The sequence below is a fragment of the Mycobacterium sp. NPDC050551 genome (assembly GCF_040674075.1).
Taxonomy (GTDB): domain Bacteria; phylum Actinomycetota; class Actinomycetes; order Mycobacteriales; family Mycobacteriaceae; genus Mycobacterium.
In genome coordinates, this window is the sequence record NZ_JBFARC010000003.1 from 809,693 (window position 1) to 825,939 (window position 16,247).

Annotated in this window: 1 protein-coding gene (cut by a window edge); it reads left to right on the forward strand. The window is 71.3% G+C overall.

Features of this window, described 5'->3' with window-relative positions; translation table 11 throughout:
• Window positions 1-16,247, forward strand: the 5' portion of a protein-coding gene (locus AB0K11_RS16325; RefSeq protein ID WP_364978527.1) for a non-ribosomal peptide synthase/polyketide synthase. Its footprint extends 14,989 nt past the window's final position; 16,247 of the gene's 31,236 nt are visible here — the first part of the coding sequence; its start codon is at window positions 1-3; the stop codon falls past the right edge of the window.

Below are 16,247 nucleotides of genomic sequence, written 5' to 3' on the forward strand. Positions count from 1 at the left end.
GTGGAGCCGGACGACAGGGCGTTGCCGCTGACACGCGCCCAGATGGACATTTGGATGGCTCAGCAAACGAGCCGGCAGAGCACCGAGTGGCAGCTCGGCGTCCTCGTACACATCGAGGGCAGGATCGAGCACGACCTGTTCGAGCAGGCGATACGGCAGGTGGTGCAGGAGGCCGACGCGCTGCGGGCCACCTTCTTCGAGGTCGACGGCCAGGTGTTCCAGCGGGTGGTCGACGATCCTGATACCCGGTTGCGCCGGCACGACTTCACGGGCGCGCAGGATCCGGAGCGGGACGCCCGCGAGATGGCGACCGGTATTCAGCGCACGCCGATGCCGCTGGACGGTCCGCTGATCAACTTCTCGCTGTTGCAGACGGGTCCCGACCAGTACATCTGGTACACCTGCTGTCACCACATCATCCTCGACGGACTGGGCCTTTCGTTGATCGGCCGGCGGATCGCCGCCATCTACACCGCGCTGGCCACCGGCCGCCCGGTCCCGCCGGCCTACTTCCCCTCGCTGCGCGACCTGGTCGACGGCGAGTCGGCCTACGAAGCCTCCGCCGAATTCCGCGATGACCGCGAGTACTGGAGCCGGAACCTTCCGTCGGGCAGCGGTCCGGACCTCGGCGCGCCTCAGGACACCGGTGGCGAGACGTACTGGCCGTCGGCCCAGGTCCAGATGGACCCCGCCGTGGTCGGCCGGATCAAGACGCTGGCCAAGCAATTCGGTGTCCGTCGCACATCGATCATGACCGCGGTGTGCGCGCTCCTGGTGCGTGGGCTCGGCGGCGGCGACTCCGACGAACTGGTGCTCGACTTCCCGGTCAGCAGGCGGGTGAGCCCGGAAAGCAAGCTCCTGCCGGGGATGCTCGCCGGCATCGTGCCGCTGGTACTGAAGACCGATCCGCGGTGCACCGTCGCCGACTTCTGCAGGCAGGTCGACACCCGCACCCGAGAGTTGTTGCGCCATCAGCAATTCCCGGTGGAGACGCTGGCTGCCAACGCCAGTTCGCGGCAAGCGCGCAACAGGGTGGTCGTCAACTTCGTGCCCGCCCGGCTCACGATGGACTTCGCAGGTGCGACGGCGACGGCGAGCTATACGACCTTCGGCCCGGTGGGCCACTTCGGGCTCTTCCTGCTCGGCTTCGGCGACCAGCAGTTCCTCAGCACCGTGGGCGCCGGCCAACCCTTCGCCGGCTTCGAGGTCGCGGATCTCGCGGAGCGGATGCAGCGGATGTTGGTCGCGATGTCCGACGATCCGGAGACGCGGCTGTCGTCGATGGACGTGTTGCGGGCGGGCGAAGCCGCCCATCTGGACGGGGCGGGCCGTCGCGAGCTGGCGGCGCACCCGGCGCCGCCGGCCGCGACGGTCCCCGAACTGCTGGCCGCGCAGACCGATCGGTCACCGGACGCGGTGGCGGTCTCCTGCGGTGACGATCAACTGTCCTACCGCGAACTCGACGCGGCGTCGGACCGGTTGGCCCGCGCCATCGCCGGGCGCGGCGTCGGCCCCGGCGGCTCGGTGGCATTGCTGCTTCCCCGGTCGGCCGAAGCGATCGTGGCGATCGTGGCGGTGCTCAAGACCGGGGCGGCGTACGTCCCGATGGACCCGATGCACCCCGATGAGCGGATCGCTTTCGTGCTCGGCGACGCTGCGCCGACCGTCGCCGTCACCACCTCGGAACTGGCCGGCCGGCTGGCCGGCTGCGGTGTGCCGGTCATCGACATCGACCGGCCCGCCGCCGGTATCGACACGCAGACAACGCTGTCGGCGCCGAAGCCGGACGACGTGGCCTACGTGATCTACACCTCGGGCACGACGGGCACGCCGAAGGGGGTGGCGATCACCCACGCCAACGTCGCGCAGCTGCTCGGCTCACTGGAAGCCGGGCTGTCGCCGGGACAGGTGTGGTCGCAATGCCATTCGTACGCGTTCGACTTCTCCGTATGGGAGATCTGGGGCGCGTTGCTCGGGGGTGGCCGGCTCGTGGTCGTGCCCGAGGAGGTGGCCGCATCGCCGCAGGACTTCGAGGCGATGCTGCTGGCCGAGCAGGTCACCGTGCTCACGCAGACCCCCTCGGCGGCGGGGATGCTGTCGCCGAAGGCGCTGGGCTCGACGGCGCTGTTCGTCGGTGGTGAGGCCTGTCCGGCCGAGGTGGTGGACCGATGGGCGCCGGGCCGGGTGATGGTCAACGCCTACGGTCCGACCGAGACCACCATCTACGCGTCGATGAGCACACCCCTGGCGGCGGGTTCGGGTGCGGCGCCGATCGGCGCACCCGCGGCGGGGGCGGCGCTCTTCGTCTGCGACGACTGGCTGCGACCGGTGCCTGCCGGGGTGGTGGGCGAGTTGTACGTCGCCGGTCCGGGTGTCGGCATGGGCTACGTGGGCCGTACGGCCCTGACCGGGTCGCGGTTCGTGGCGTGTCCGTTCGGAACTCCCGGGGACGCTTCCGGATTGAGGATGTACCGCACCGGTGACCTGGTGCGCTGGGGTGCCGACGGGCAGCTGCGGTACATGGGCCGCTCCGACGAGCAGGTCAAGATCCGTGGCTACCGCATCGAACTCGGCGAGATCCAGGCGGCGCTGGCCGAACTGGACGGCGTCGAACAGGCGGCGGTCATCGCGAGGGAGGACCGTCCGGGGGACAGGCGACTCGTCGGCTATGTCACCGAAATCGTCTCCGGGAGACTCGATCCGACGCAGCTCCGGGCGCGACTGGCCCGGCGACTGCCCGCCTACATGGTGCCCGCCGCGGTCATGGTGATCGACGCCGTGCCGCTGACCGTCAACGGCAAGCTGGACACCCGCAGCCTGCCCGCACCCGTCTACACCACCGAGACCTACCGCGCCCCGGCCGACTCGGTAGAGCAGGTCCTCGCCGACATCTACGCCGAGGTCCTCGGACTCGAACGGGTGGGCGTCGACGACTCGTTCTTCGAGCTCGGCGGCGACAGCATCCTGTCGATGCAGGTGGTGGCGCGCGCCCGGGTCGCAGGAGTGGTGTGCCGGCCGCGCGACGTCTTCGTCGAGCAGACCGTGGCCCGGCTCGCCCGGGTCGCCCGGGTCGCCGACGACGAGGTCGGCGAGGTCGACGAGGGCACGGGGCCGGTGGTGGCCACCCCGATCATCCGGTGGCTGGGCGGCGTCGACGGCCAGGTCGACCAGTTCAACCAGACGATGGTGTTGCAGGCCCCGGCGGGCGTCACCCGGGCCGACGTCGAAATCGTGCTGCAGGCGCTGCTAGATCAGCACGGCGCACTGCGGATGTCGGCCGGTGTCGACGACTTCGGCGCGTGGTCGCTCGAGGTGTCCGAACCCGGATCCGTGCGGGCCCGCGACTGCGTGCATCCGGTGGAGCTGCTGACCGATGGGGCGTTGCACGACGCGCGGCGACGACTGGACCCGGCCGCCGGGAGGATGCTCATCGCACTGTGGGCGCCCGGCACCGGACAGCTGGCCCTGATCGTCCACCACCTGGCCGTCGACGGGGTGTCGTGGCGAATCCTGTTGGAGGACCTCAACATCGCCTGGGCGCAGCACCGCGGCGGCCAAGCCGTCGCCCTGCCTCCGGGAGGCACGTCGTTCGCGCGCTGGTCCAGGCGGCTCGAGCAGCACGCACTCGCGCCCGAGGTCGTCGAGCAGGCCGACGCGTGGCGGCGGGTCGCGGCTCTTCCCCCGGCGTTGCCCGCGGTAAACCCCGAGCTCGACACGTATGACACGGCCGGGCACCTGTCGGTGACGCTGGACGCCGACACCACCGGCCGGTTGCTTGGCGAGGTGCCCACGGCGTTCCACGTCGGGGCGCAGGACATCCTGCTGATCGCCTTCGGTCTGGCGCTCGGGGAGCTCCTCGGCACCGGAAGCGCACCGGTCGGTGTCGACGTCGAGGGCCATGGCCGGGCCGAGGAGCTGGGCGCCGACATCGACCTGTCGCGCACCGTGGGCTGGTTCACCGCCAAATACCCGGTGTCACTCACGGCAGGCGGGCTGTCCTGGGCGCAGGTGAGCGCCGGCGACGCCGCACTGGGGGAGGTCGTCAAGAACGCCAAGGAGCGGCTGCGCGCCCTGCCCGACGGTCTGACGTACGGCCTGCTGCGGTATCTCAACCCCGACGTCGACCTGACGGGTGCGGACCCCGCCATCGGGTTCAACTATCTCGGGCGACTCGGGGCCGGGACAGCCGCCCTCCCCGAGGAGCTGTGGCGCCCCAGCGAGGACGGTCTCCCGCTGACCGAGGCCGCCGCGGCGGTCGCAATCCCGTTGGCCCACACCGTGGAAGTCAATGCGATGACCACGGACACCGATGCCGGCCCGTGCCTGCGGGCCGCATGGACGTGGGCCCCGTCGGTGATGGACGAAGCCGGTGTCGAGCGCCTGAGCCGGTTGTGGTTCGAGGCCCTGGCCGGGATCTGCGCACACGTGCAACGCGGCGGCGGCGGACTCACCCCGTCGGACATCGCCCCCGCCAGGCTGACCCAGCGGGAACTCGACGAGGTGCAGCGCAGGTACGAGGTCGCCGACATCCTGCCGCTGACCCCGCTGCAGCAGGGTCTGCTCTTCCACGCCGATTCTGACCACGCCAACGACGACATGTACGCGGTGCAACTCGACTTCACCGTGGCGGGCCAGGTGGATCCGCAGCGATTGCGAGACGCGGTCCGCGCCGTCGTCAACCGCCATCCCCACCTGGCGGCCCGCTTCTGCGACCAATTCGCCGAGCCGGTGCAGGTGATTCTGCGCCACCCCGAGATCGCCTGGCAATTCGCCGATCTCACGGATACGGACACCGCGGCGGGCGACCGGCTGTGTGCGGCGGAGCGTGTCGCGGTCTGCGACCTCGCCGACCAGTCGGCGTTCCGGGTGGCGCTTATCAGGGTCGGGCCGCAGCGGCACCGGTTGGTGCTGACGTTCCACCACATCGTGGTGGACGGCTGGTCGCTGCCCATCCTGCTGGGCGAGATCTTCGCGATCTACCACGGGCATCCGCTGTCGGCACCCGGCTCCTACCGCCGATTCCTCACCTGGCTGGCGGACCGCGATCTCGCCGGCGCACGCGAGGCCTGGCGGGAGGCGCTGTCCGGATTCGACAGCCCCACCCTGGTCGGTACGCAGGACCGGTTCGGGGTGGGGCGCCGTGGCATCGCCTCGTTCCAGGTGCCCGAGCCGATCACCGCAGCACTCCGCGAGCTCGCGCGCTCCCGACACACCACCGTCAGCACCGTGCTGCAGGGCGCGTGGGCGCTGCTGCTGACGTCGCTGACCGGCCACTCCGACGTCACCTTCGGCACGCCTCGGTCACGCGTCGGCCAGGCCGACATCGCCGACGCGGACGCGATGGTCGGCCTGCTCATCAACACGGTGCCGGTACGGGCCACCATCACGGCGGCCACCACCACCACCGAACTGCTCGACCAGCTCCAGAACACGCACAACGACCTGCTGGACCACCAGCACCTGGCGCTGATCGACATCCACCGCGCCAGCGGCCACGACCGCCTGTTCGACACGCTGTTCGTCTACGAGAACTACCCGATCGACACCAGCGCGCTGGCGGGCGAGCACGACTGGACCATCACCGAGTTCGCCAACCGCGAGTACAACCACTACCCGTTGACGGTCGAGGCGATGCCGGGCCGCGAGATCGGCATGCGCGTCGAGTACGACACCGACCTCTTCGACGCGGCCCGTATCGAGGCGATCGTCGACCGGCTCCAGCGGGTGCTGGCGGCCATGACCGCTGACCCGGCGCGACGGCTGTCGTCGATCGACCTGCTCGACCGCGGCGAGCGCGAACTCGTGCTGTCCGGATTGTCCGGCGCCGGTGTGACGGCGCCGGTGGGCGTGGCCCCGGACCTGTTGACCGCGGCCGTCGCCACCGATCCGGATGCGACGGCAGTCGTCGACGGCGAGCGGCAGCTGTCCTACCGCGAACTCGACGAGTGGTCCACGCGGCTGGCCCGGGTGCTGATCGAAACCGGTGTGGGTCCGGAGCGCGCGGTGGGCGTGGCCATGGAACGCTCGCTGGAACTGGTCGTCGCCTGGTGGGCGGTGGCCAAGGCCGGCGGGTACTACGTGCCGGTCGACCTGGCCCACCCGGTCGAGCGGATCACCAGCGTGCTGGACGCGGTCGGCGCGCAGTGCGTGCTGGCGCGTGGCGGCGATCCCGTCGCCGCGGCGGGTCGGCGACCGGTGGTCCACGTCGACGGTCCCGACGTGTCCGAGCACTCCTGCGAGCCGATCACCGACGCCGACCGGCGCTCGCCGCTGCGGCCGGACAACACCGCATACGTCATCTTCACCTCCGGTTCCACCGGCACCCCGAAGGGTGTGGCGGTCAGCAATGCAGGCCTGCTGGGTTGGGCTGCGGCACAGGGCAGTACGTTCCTGCTCGACGCAGACGCCCGGGTGCTGATGGTGGCCGCGCCGACATTCGACGCGTCGGTCGGCGAACTGCTGCTGGCCGTGGAGGCCGGCGCGGCGCTGGTGGTGGCGCCGCCGCAGGAGTACGCCGGTGAGGCCCTGACCACGCTGCTGGAGCGGCATCGCGTCACCGCGGCGATCCTCACGCCGACCGTGCTGTGGTCGCTCGACCGCTCCCGGCTGGACCGGCTGCACACCCTGATCGCGGTCGGCGAGGCCTGCCTCGAGGAACTCGTGGCCGCCTGGGCGCCGGGCCGGCGGATGTTCAACGGATACGGTCCGAGCGAGACCACCATCTGGGTCACGTGTGCGCCACTCTCGGCGGGACAGCCGATCTGGATCGGCGCCCCCATCCCCGGGGTGTGCGCGACGGTGCTCGACGCCTGGCTGAACCCGGTCGGCGTCGGCGTCGTCGGCGAGCTGTACCTGGCCGGGCCGGCACTGGCGCACGGGTATGTCGGCCGGACCGATCTGACCTCGGAACGCTTCGTGGCCAACCCCTTCGGCGGCGCCGGGGAGCGCATGTACCGCACCGGCGACCTGGTGCGCTGGACCCCCGAGGGTGCGCTCGACTACCTCGGCCGCGCCGACACCCAGGTGAAACTGCGCGGCCAGCGCATCGAACTCGGCGAGATCGAGAACACCCTGCTGGCCTGCCCACAGGTCGCCCAGGCCGCCGCGACCGTGCACCACAGCGACACCGGCGCACACCTGATCGCCTACGTCACGCTCGAACAGACCGGCAGCGCGAACGACGACGCGGAGATCGTCGAGGAGTGGCAGACCCTGTACGACGAGCTCTACGGCGCGGACGTCGAGGTGCCTGCGTTCGGCATGGACTTCCGCGGATGGAACAGCAGCCTCACCGAGGAGGCCATCCCGCTTGCCGACATGGCCGAGTGGCGTGCCGCCACCGTGGACCGCATCATGGCGCTGCGACCCCGACGGGTGCTGGAGATCGGCGTCGGCTCCGGCCTGCTGCTCTCGCAGCTCGCGCCCGCATGCGAGCACTACGTCGCGACCGACATGTCCCCGGTGGTGATCGACAACCTCGCACACTCCCTGGAGCAGCTCGACATCCCGTGGCGCGACCGGGTTCAGCTCACCGCCCAGCCGGCGCACGTCACCTCCGGACTACCGCAGGGCTACTTCGACACCGTCGTCATCAACTCGGTCGTCCAGTACTTCCCGAACGCGGGATACCTCGCCGATCTCATCTCCGACGCGATGGACCTGCTGGCGCCCGGCGGGGCGATGTTCGTCGGCGACGTGCGCAACCACACCCTGCAGGGCGCCTTCCAGACCGCGGTCGCGCTGGCCCGCACCGAGGCCGCCGACGCCGACGTGATCCGCCAGCGCACGCAGCGCGCCATCCTCGGCGAACCCGAACTGCTGCTGGCGCCGGACTTCTTCACCAGCTGCGCCGAGGACCATCCGTCGGTGGCGGGCGTGGCGATCGAGGTCAAGCGCGGCCGAGCCGACAACGAGCTCACCCGGTACCGCTACGACGTCATCCTGCACAAGGCACCGGCAGCGGTGCGCTCCCTGGCGGCGGCGCCGACCTGGGCGTGGACCCGGTGCGGCGACCTCGACGGGCTGCACACCCGGCTGTCGTCGGAGCGTCCCGACATCGTCCGCATCACCGGGATCCCGCGCGCCGGGCTGATCGAAGACGTCCGTCTCGAGCTGGGCATCGCCAACGGGCTGCCCCTGCCGAGCGCGCTCGCACACGCCGAGGACGCGGCGGCCGGCGCCGTCGTTCCCGAGGACCTGCACCGCATCGCGCAAGCGGCCGGATACCACGCGAGTGTCACGTGGGGCGCCGAACCCGGCACCGTGGACGCCGTCTTCCTCACCCCTTCCGACACCCCCTCCGACGGCCGGCGCATTCCGCCGCTGACGGATCTCTACATGCCGCCCGCCGGCGCCGACCGTCGCGGCGCCCAGGCCAACGACCCGCACAGCAACACGAAGATCAGCGCGGTGCGTCGTCGGCTGACCGAGTGGCTGCCCGAGTACATGGTGCCGACCCACATCGTCGTGCTCGACGCGTTCCCGCTGACGACCTCGGGCAAGCTCGATCGAAAAGCGCTGCCCGCGCCCGAATTCCAGGACTCCGACAGCTACCGGGCACCGGCAGGCGCGGTCGAGGAGATCCTGGCGGGCATCTATGCCCAGGTGCTCGGCCTCGAGCGGGTCGGGGTCGACGAGTCCTTCTTCGATCTCGGCGGAGACTCGCTGTCGGCGATGCGCCTCATCGCGGCGGTCAACAACACCCTGGACGCCGACCTCTCGGTGCGCGCCCTGTTCGAGGCGCCGACGGTCGCTCAGCTCGCGCCGCGCATCGGCGGGGACGCCAGTCGGCTCGAACCGCTGGTGGCCGGTGAGCGGCCCGAGGTGGTGCCGCTGTCCTTCGCGCAGAGCCGGTTGTGGTTCATCGACCAACTGCAGGGTCCCTCACCGGTCTACAACATCTCGGTGGCGCTGCGGCTGCGCGGACCGCTGGACGCCGGTGCGCTGGGTGCCGCGCTGACCGACGTGGTGGGCAGGCACGAGAGCCTGCGCACGTTGTTCGCGGCGCCCGACGGCGTACCCCAGCAGCTGGTGGTGCCTGCCGAACAGGCCGACCCCGGCTGGGAGGTCGTCGACGCGGCCGGGTGGGCCGGGACCCGGCTGGACGAGGCCATGGAGACCGCGGCGCGCCACACGTTCGATCTCGCGCACGAGATTCCCTTCGCCACAACGTTGTTCCGTCTCACCGATGTCGAACACGTGCTGGTGGCCACGGTGCACCACATCGCCGCCGACGGCTCGTCGATCGGTCCGCTGGCGCGCGACCTCGGGGTTGCCTACGCCAGCCGCTGCGCCGGTGCGGCACCCGGCTGGACCGATCTCGCGGTGCAGTACGCCGACTACACGCTCTGGCAGCGCAGGCAGCTGGGCGAGCTCGACGACGGCGGCAGCCCGATCGCCGCCCAGGTCGCCTACTGGGCCGACGCGCTGGCAGGCATGCCGGACCGCCTTGCGCTGCCGACCGACCGGCCGTATCCACCGGTGGCCGACCTGCGTGGCGGCCGGGTGGCGGTGGACTGGCCGGTGGACCTGCAACAGCAGATCCGGGGGCTGGCCCGCGAGCACAACGCGACCAGTTTCATGGTGCTGCAGGCCGCCCTCGCGGTGCTGCTCGCCAAGATGAGTGTGAGTTCGGATGTCGCGGTCGGTTTCCCGATCGCGGGACGGCGGGAGCCGGCCCTCGACGAGCTGGTCGGGTTCTTCGTCAACACCCTGGTGCTGCGCGTCGACCTCACCGGCGACCCCAGCTTCACCGACCTGCTGGCCCAGGTGCGGCGGCGCAGCCTGGCCGCGTACGAACACCAGGACGTGCCGTTCGAGGCGCTGGTGGAACGGCTGAACCCGACCCGGAGCCTGACCCATCACCCGCTGGTGCAGGTCATGCTGGGGTGGCAGAACTTCTCGTGGCAGGACAGTGACGCCGCCGGGCTGGCGCTCGGCGATCTGCACGCCACCCCGGTGCCGGTGGACACCAGGACCGCCCGGATGGATCTGGCGATCTCGCTGGCCGAACGCTGGAGCGAGAGCGGCGCGGCCGCCGGGATCGGCGGAACCGTGGAGTTCCGCACCGACGTCTTCGACGCGACGACCATCGCGGCGTTCGTCGACCGGTTCCAGCAGGTGCTGCAGTCGGTCATCACCGAACCCGCGCAACGCCTCTCGGCGATGGATGTGCTGGGTGCCGAGGAACGCGCCCGCCTGGACCGGTGGGGTAACCGCGCGGTGTTGTCGCAGTCGAGCACGCCGACGACGGTGCCCGCGGTGTTCGGTCGGCAGGCGAGCCGGGCGCCGGACGCGGTGGCCGTGACGTGCGGTGACCGGTCGCTGTCGTACCGCGAGCTCGACAAGGGGTCGAACCGGCTGGCCCACCTGCTGGTGACGTCGGGCGCGGGCCCGGGAACGTCTGTGGCGGTGATGCTGTCGCGTTCGGTCGAGGCGATCACCGCGATCCTGGGGGTGATGAAGTCGGGGGCGGCGTACCTGCCGATGGATCCGGCCCATCCCCGAGTCCGCATCGAGTTCATGCTCGCCGATGCCGCACCGGTCGCGGTGGTGGCGTCGGCGGGTCTGGCCGACAGGGTGGCCGGCTGCGGCGTACCGGTCATCGGGATCGCCGATCCCTGGATCGCCGCCGAGCCCGCGACCGCGCTGCCCGGGCCCGCGCCGGACGACGTCGCCCACATCATCTACACCTCCGGGACCACCGGCACCCCCAAGGGCGTCGCGGTCACCCAGCAGAACGTGGTGGCACTGTTCGACACCCTCGAGGTGGGCTTCGCGTTGTCCGCCGAGCAGGTCTGGACGCAGTTCCACTCCTACGCCTTCGACTTCTCGGTGTGGGAGATCTGGGGTGCGCTGCTGCACGGCGCCCGCCTGGTCGTCGTACCCGACGCGGAGACCCGGTCGCCGCGCGACTTCCACCGGCTGCTGGTCTCCGAGGGCGTGACGGTGTTGACCCAGACACCCTCGGCCGTAAGGGGACTCGAGACCGACGGCCTCGACGGGGTGGCCGCGCTGGTGATCGGTGCGGAGGCCTGCCCGGTGGAGACCGTCGACCGCTGGGCGCCGGGGCGGGTGATGGTCAACGTCTACGGCCCCACCGAGACCACCATGTGGGCGTCGAAGAGCACCCCGCTCGCGGCGGGATCGGGCGCGCCGCCGATCGGGTCGCCGGTCACCGGTGCGGCGTTCTTCGTCTGCGACGAATGGCTGCGGCCGGTGCCCGCCGGGGTGATCGGGGAGCTCTACCTGGCCGGCCGCGGTGTCGGGATCGGGTACTGGCGGCGACCGGGGCTGACCGCTTCGCGGTTCATGGCGTGCCCGTTCGGTGCGCCGGGCACGCGCATGTATCGCACCGGCGACCTGGTGTGCTGGGGAGCCGACGGGCAGCTGCGGTACTTCGGCCGCGCCGACGAGCAGGTCAAGATCCGCGGCTACCGCATCGAACTCGGCGAGATCCAGGCCGCCCTGGCCGAACTCGACGGTGTGCAGGAGGCGGTCATCGTCGCCCGCGAGGACACCCCGGGCGAGAAGCGCCTCGTCGGGTACACCACCGGCACGATCAACCCGGCACGGGCCCGCGCGATGCTGGCCGACCGGTTGCCGTCCTACATGGTGCCCGCCGCCGTCGTCGTCCTCGACGACCTGCCGGTCACGGTGAACGGCAAGCTCGACACCCGCGCCCTGCCCGCCCCCGACTACCAGCAGGCCGACCAGTACCGCGCCCCCACCACGCCCACCGAGGAGATCCTCGCGGGCATCTACGCACAGGTGCTCAACCTGCCCCGGGTCGGTGTCGACGACTCCTTCTTCGACCTCGGCGGCGACTCGCTGACCACCATGCGCCTCATCTCGGCCGTCAACGCCGCGCTCGACGCCGATGTCGCGGTACGCACCGTCTTCGAGGCGCCGACGGTGGCCCAGCTGGCGCCGCGGATCGGCACCGGCGCGCACCGGCTGGAGCCGCTGGTCGCCGGTGAGCGGCCCGCGGAGATCCCGCTGTCGTTCGCGCAGAACCGGCTGTGGTTCATCGACCAGCTGCAGGGACCGTCGGCGGCCTACAACATGGCTGCCGCGCTACGCCTGAGCGGTCGGCTCGACACCGACGCGCTGGCCGCGGCCCTGGCCGACGTGGTCGACCGCCACGAGAGCCTGCGGACCACGTTCCCGGCGAGCGCAGGAACGCCGCAGCAGCTCATCGTCCCCGTCGAGCAGGCCGATCTGGGCTGGCGGGTCGTCGACGCCACGGGCGGGCCGGCGAACCGGTTGGCGGAGGCCGTCGAGGAGACGGCACGCCGGCCGTTCGACCTGGCCAACCGGATCCCGTTGCAGGCGGCTCTGTTCCGCGTGGCCGACGACGAGCACATCCTGGTCACCGTGGTGCACCACATCGCCGCGGACGGCTGGTCGCTGACGCCGCTGGTGCGCGATCTGGCGATCGCCTACGCGGGCCGGAGCGCCGGGCAGGCACCCGCGTGGGCCGAACTGCCGGTGCAGTACGCGGATTACACACTCTGGCAACGCGACCAGTTCGGCCGCCTCGACGACGAGAACAGCCGCATCGCCGGCCAGGTGGCGTACTGGCAGGACGTCCTGGCCGGCATGCCCGAGCGGTTGCAGCTGCCCACCGACCGCCCCTACCCGCGGGTCGCCGACCACCGCGGCGCCACCGTCACCGTGGACTGGCCGGCCGACCTCCAGCAGGCGGTGCGCGACACCGCCCGCGAGCACAACGCCACCACCTTCATGGTCGTGCAGGCCGCACTGGCGACGCTGATGTCGAAACTCGGCTCGAGTTCCGATGTCGCCGTGGGCTTCCCGATCGCAGGGCGGCGCGACCCGGCTCTCGACGAGCTGGTCGGCTTCTTCGTCAACACCCTGGTGCTGCGCGTCGACCTCGCCGGAGACCCCACCGCCGCGGAACTGCTGGCCCGGGTCCGCACCCGCAGCCTGGAGGCCTTCGAGCACCAGGACGTGCCCTTCGAGGTGCTGGTCGAACGGCTCAATCCCGCCCGCAGCCTCAGCCACCACCCACTGGTGCAGGTGATGCTCGCCTGGCAGAACTTCGCCGGCCAGGACGACCCGGCCGCGGGACTGGCGCTGGACGGACTGCGGGTGGCGTCGGTACCGCTCGATGCGCAGGTCTCCCACATGGATCTGGTCTTCTCGCTCGCCGAGCGCTGGACCGAGGCCGGCGCACCGGCGGGGATCGCCGGGAAGGTCGAGTTCCGGACCGATGTGTTCGACGCGCGCAGCGTCGAGGCGATGGTCACGCGGCTGCAGCTGGTGCTGCGGGCCATCACGGCCGATACCGGCGCGCGGCTGTCGGCGATCGAACTGCTCGACGCCGGCGAGCGTGCCCGGCTCGAGACCCTCGGGAACCTCGCCTCGCTGAACCGCGTCGCACCGGAGCCGTGGTCGATCACCGCGATGTTCGCCGAACACGTGGCACGGTCGCCGGAGGCGCTCGCCGTCACCTGCGGCGAGCGGTCGTGGACGTACCGCGAGCTCGACGAGGCGTCGAACCGGTTGGCGCACCTGCTCGCCGAGCGGGGCGCCGAGCCGGGGCGGTACGTGGCGCTGCTGGTGCCGCGCCGTGCCGAAGCGGTGGTGGCCATTCTGGCTGTCCTCAAGACCGGGGCGGCCTACGTCCCGATCGACCCGGCGGTGCCTGCGACGCGGGTGGACTTCGTGCTTGCCGACGCCTCGCCGGTCGCGGTGATCACCACACCGGACCTGCGGTCCCGGCTCGAGGGATGTGCCGCCCCCGTCGTGGACGTCGACGACCCGGCCCTGGCCGACCGGCCCGCGGCGCCGCAGGCATTCGGCGCCACCCCGTACGACATCGCGTACCTGATCTACACCTCGGGCACCACCGGGGTGCCCAAGGGCGTGGCCATCACCCACCACAACGTGACGCAACTGCTGGCGACGCTGGACTCCGGGCTGCCGCGCGCGGGGGTGTGGCCGCTGTGCCACTCCCTGGCGTTCGACGTGTCGGTGTGGGAGATCTTCGGCGCGCTGCTGCGCGGCGGCCGGGTGGTGGTGGTGCCCGAGACGGTCGTGGTGTCACCGGAGGACTTCCACGCACTGCTCGCCGCCGAAGGTGTCGACGTGCTGACCCAGACCCCGTCCGCGGTCTCGGCACTGCCGCAGCACGGCCTGGAGTCGGCGGCGCTCGTGGTGGTCGGTGAGGCCTGCCCGCCCGAGGTGGTGGACCGGTGGTCGCGGGACCGGGTGATGATCAACGCCTACGGCCCCACCGAGACCACGATGTGTGTGGCGATCAGCGCTCCCCTGACACCGGGATCCGGTGTGGTGCCGATCGGCTCGCCGGTGTCCGGTGCCGCGCTGTTCGTGCTCGACGAGTGGCTGCGCCCGGTGCCTGCCGGAGTGGTCGGCGAACTGTACGTGGCCGGTGCGGGCGTCGGCGCCGGTTACGTCGGCAGGACCGGATTGACCGCATCGCGGTTCATGGCGTGCCCGTTCGGAGCGCCCGGCACGCGCATGTACCGCACCGGCGACCTGGTGTGCTGGGGCGCCGACGGGCAGCTGCGCTACCTCGGCCGTGCCGACGAGCAGGTCAAGATCCGCGGCTACCGCATCGAACTCGGCGAGATCCGGACCGCGCTCGCCGGGCAGGACGGGGTGTCCCAGGCCGCCGTCATCGCCCGTGAGGACCGGCCCGGCGACAAACGCCTGGTCGGCTATGTCACCGAATCCCGCTCCGGCGCCTGCGATTCCGCGGAGATGCGGGCCGCGTTGGCGCAGCGGCTGCCGGCCTACATGGTGCCCGCCGCGATCGTCGTGCTCGACACGCTGCCGCTCACCGTCAACGGCAAACTCGACACGCGCGCGCTGCCCGCGCCGGAGTACACCGCCGACCGGTACCGGGCGCCCGCCGACGCGGTCGAGGAGATCCTGGCCGGGATCTTCGCGCAGATCCTCGGACTCGAGCGGGTCGGTGTCGACGACTCCTTCTTCGATCTCGGCGGCGACTCGCTCTCGGCGATGCGGCTGATCGCGGCGGTTAATGCCGGAGTGGGCGCAGATCTTCCGGTCGGGGTGCTGTTCGAGGCACCGACCGTGGCGCAGTTGGCGCCCAGGATCACCGCCGGCGGACGCGGCCTCGACCCCCTGGTCGCCGGTGACCGTCCGGCGGAGATCCCGTTGTCGTTCGCGCAGTCCCGGTTGTGGTTCCTCGACCAGCTGCAGGGGCCGTCGCCGGTCTACAACATGCCGGTGGTGCTGCGACTGCGTGGACACCTCGACGTCGACGCGCTGGGCGCCGCGATGGCCGACGTGGTCGACCGCCACGAGAGCCTGCGCACCCGGATCGTCGCTCCCGACGGCGTGCCCCGCCAGCTCGTGCTGGCGCCCGAGGACGCCGACTTCGGGTGGGAGGTCGTCGACGCCGACGGGTGGTCCCCGGCACGACTTCAGGATGCCGTCGCGGACACCGCGCGACGCAGCTTCGATCTGGAGGCCGACATCCCGCTGTCCGCCAGGCTGTTCCGCGTCAGCGTGGACGAGCACCTGCTGGTGGGCGTGCTGCATCACATCGCCGCGGACGGATGGTCGATCGTCCCGCTGGTGCGCGATCTGGGGCAGGCCTACGAGAGCCGCCGGACGGGAGATGCGCCCGAATGGTCGCCGCTGCCGGTGCAGTACGTGGACTACACCCTGTGGCAACGCGCACAATTCGGCGATCTCGACGACAGTGACAGCCGGATCGCCGGGCAGTTGGCCTATTGGCAGGAAGCGCTCGGCGGCATGCCCGAACGCCTGTACCTGCCCACCGACCGGCCGTATCCGTCCGTCGCCGATCAGCGCGGCGCCACCGTCGCCGTCGACTGGCCGGCCGAACTGCACCGGGCGGTGCGTGCGGTTGCCAAGGCGCACAACGCAACCAGCTTCATGGTGGTCCAGGCGGCGCTGGCGGTGTTGCTGTCGCGGCTGAGCGCGAGCACCGATGTCGCGGTCGGCTTCCCCATCGCGGGCAGGCGCGATCCCGCACTCGACGAACTGATCGGGTTCTTCGTCAACACCCTGGTCTTGCGCGTCGATCTGGCCGGCGACCCCACCGCCGCCGAGGTGCTCGAACAGGTCCGCCGACGCAGCCTGGCCGCCTACGAGAACCAGGACGTGCCCTTCGAGGTGCTCGTCGAGCGGCTGAACCCCGCCCGGTCCATGAGCCATCACCCATTGGTCCAGGTGGCACTGGCGTGGCAGAATGCGCCGGGCACCAC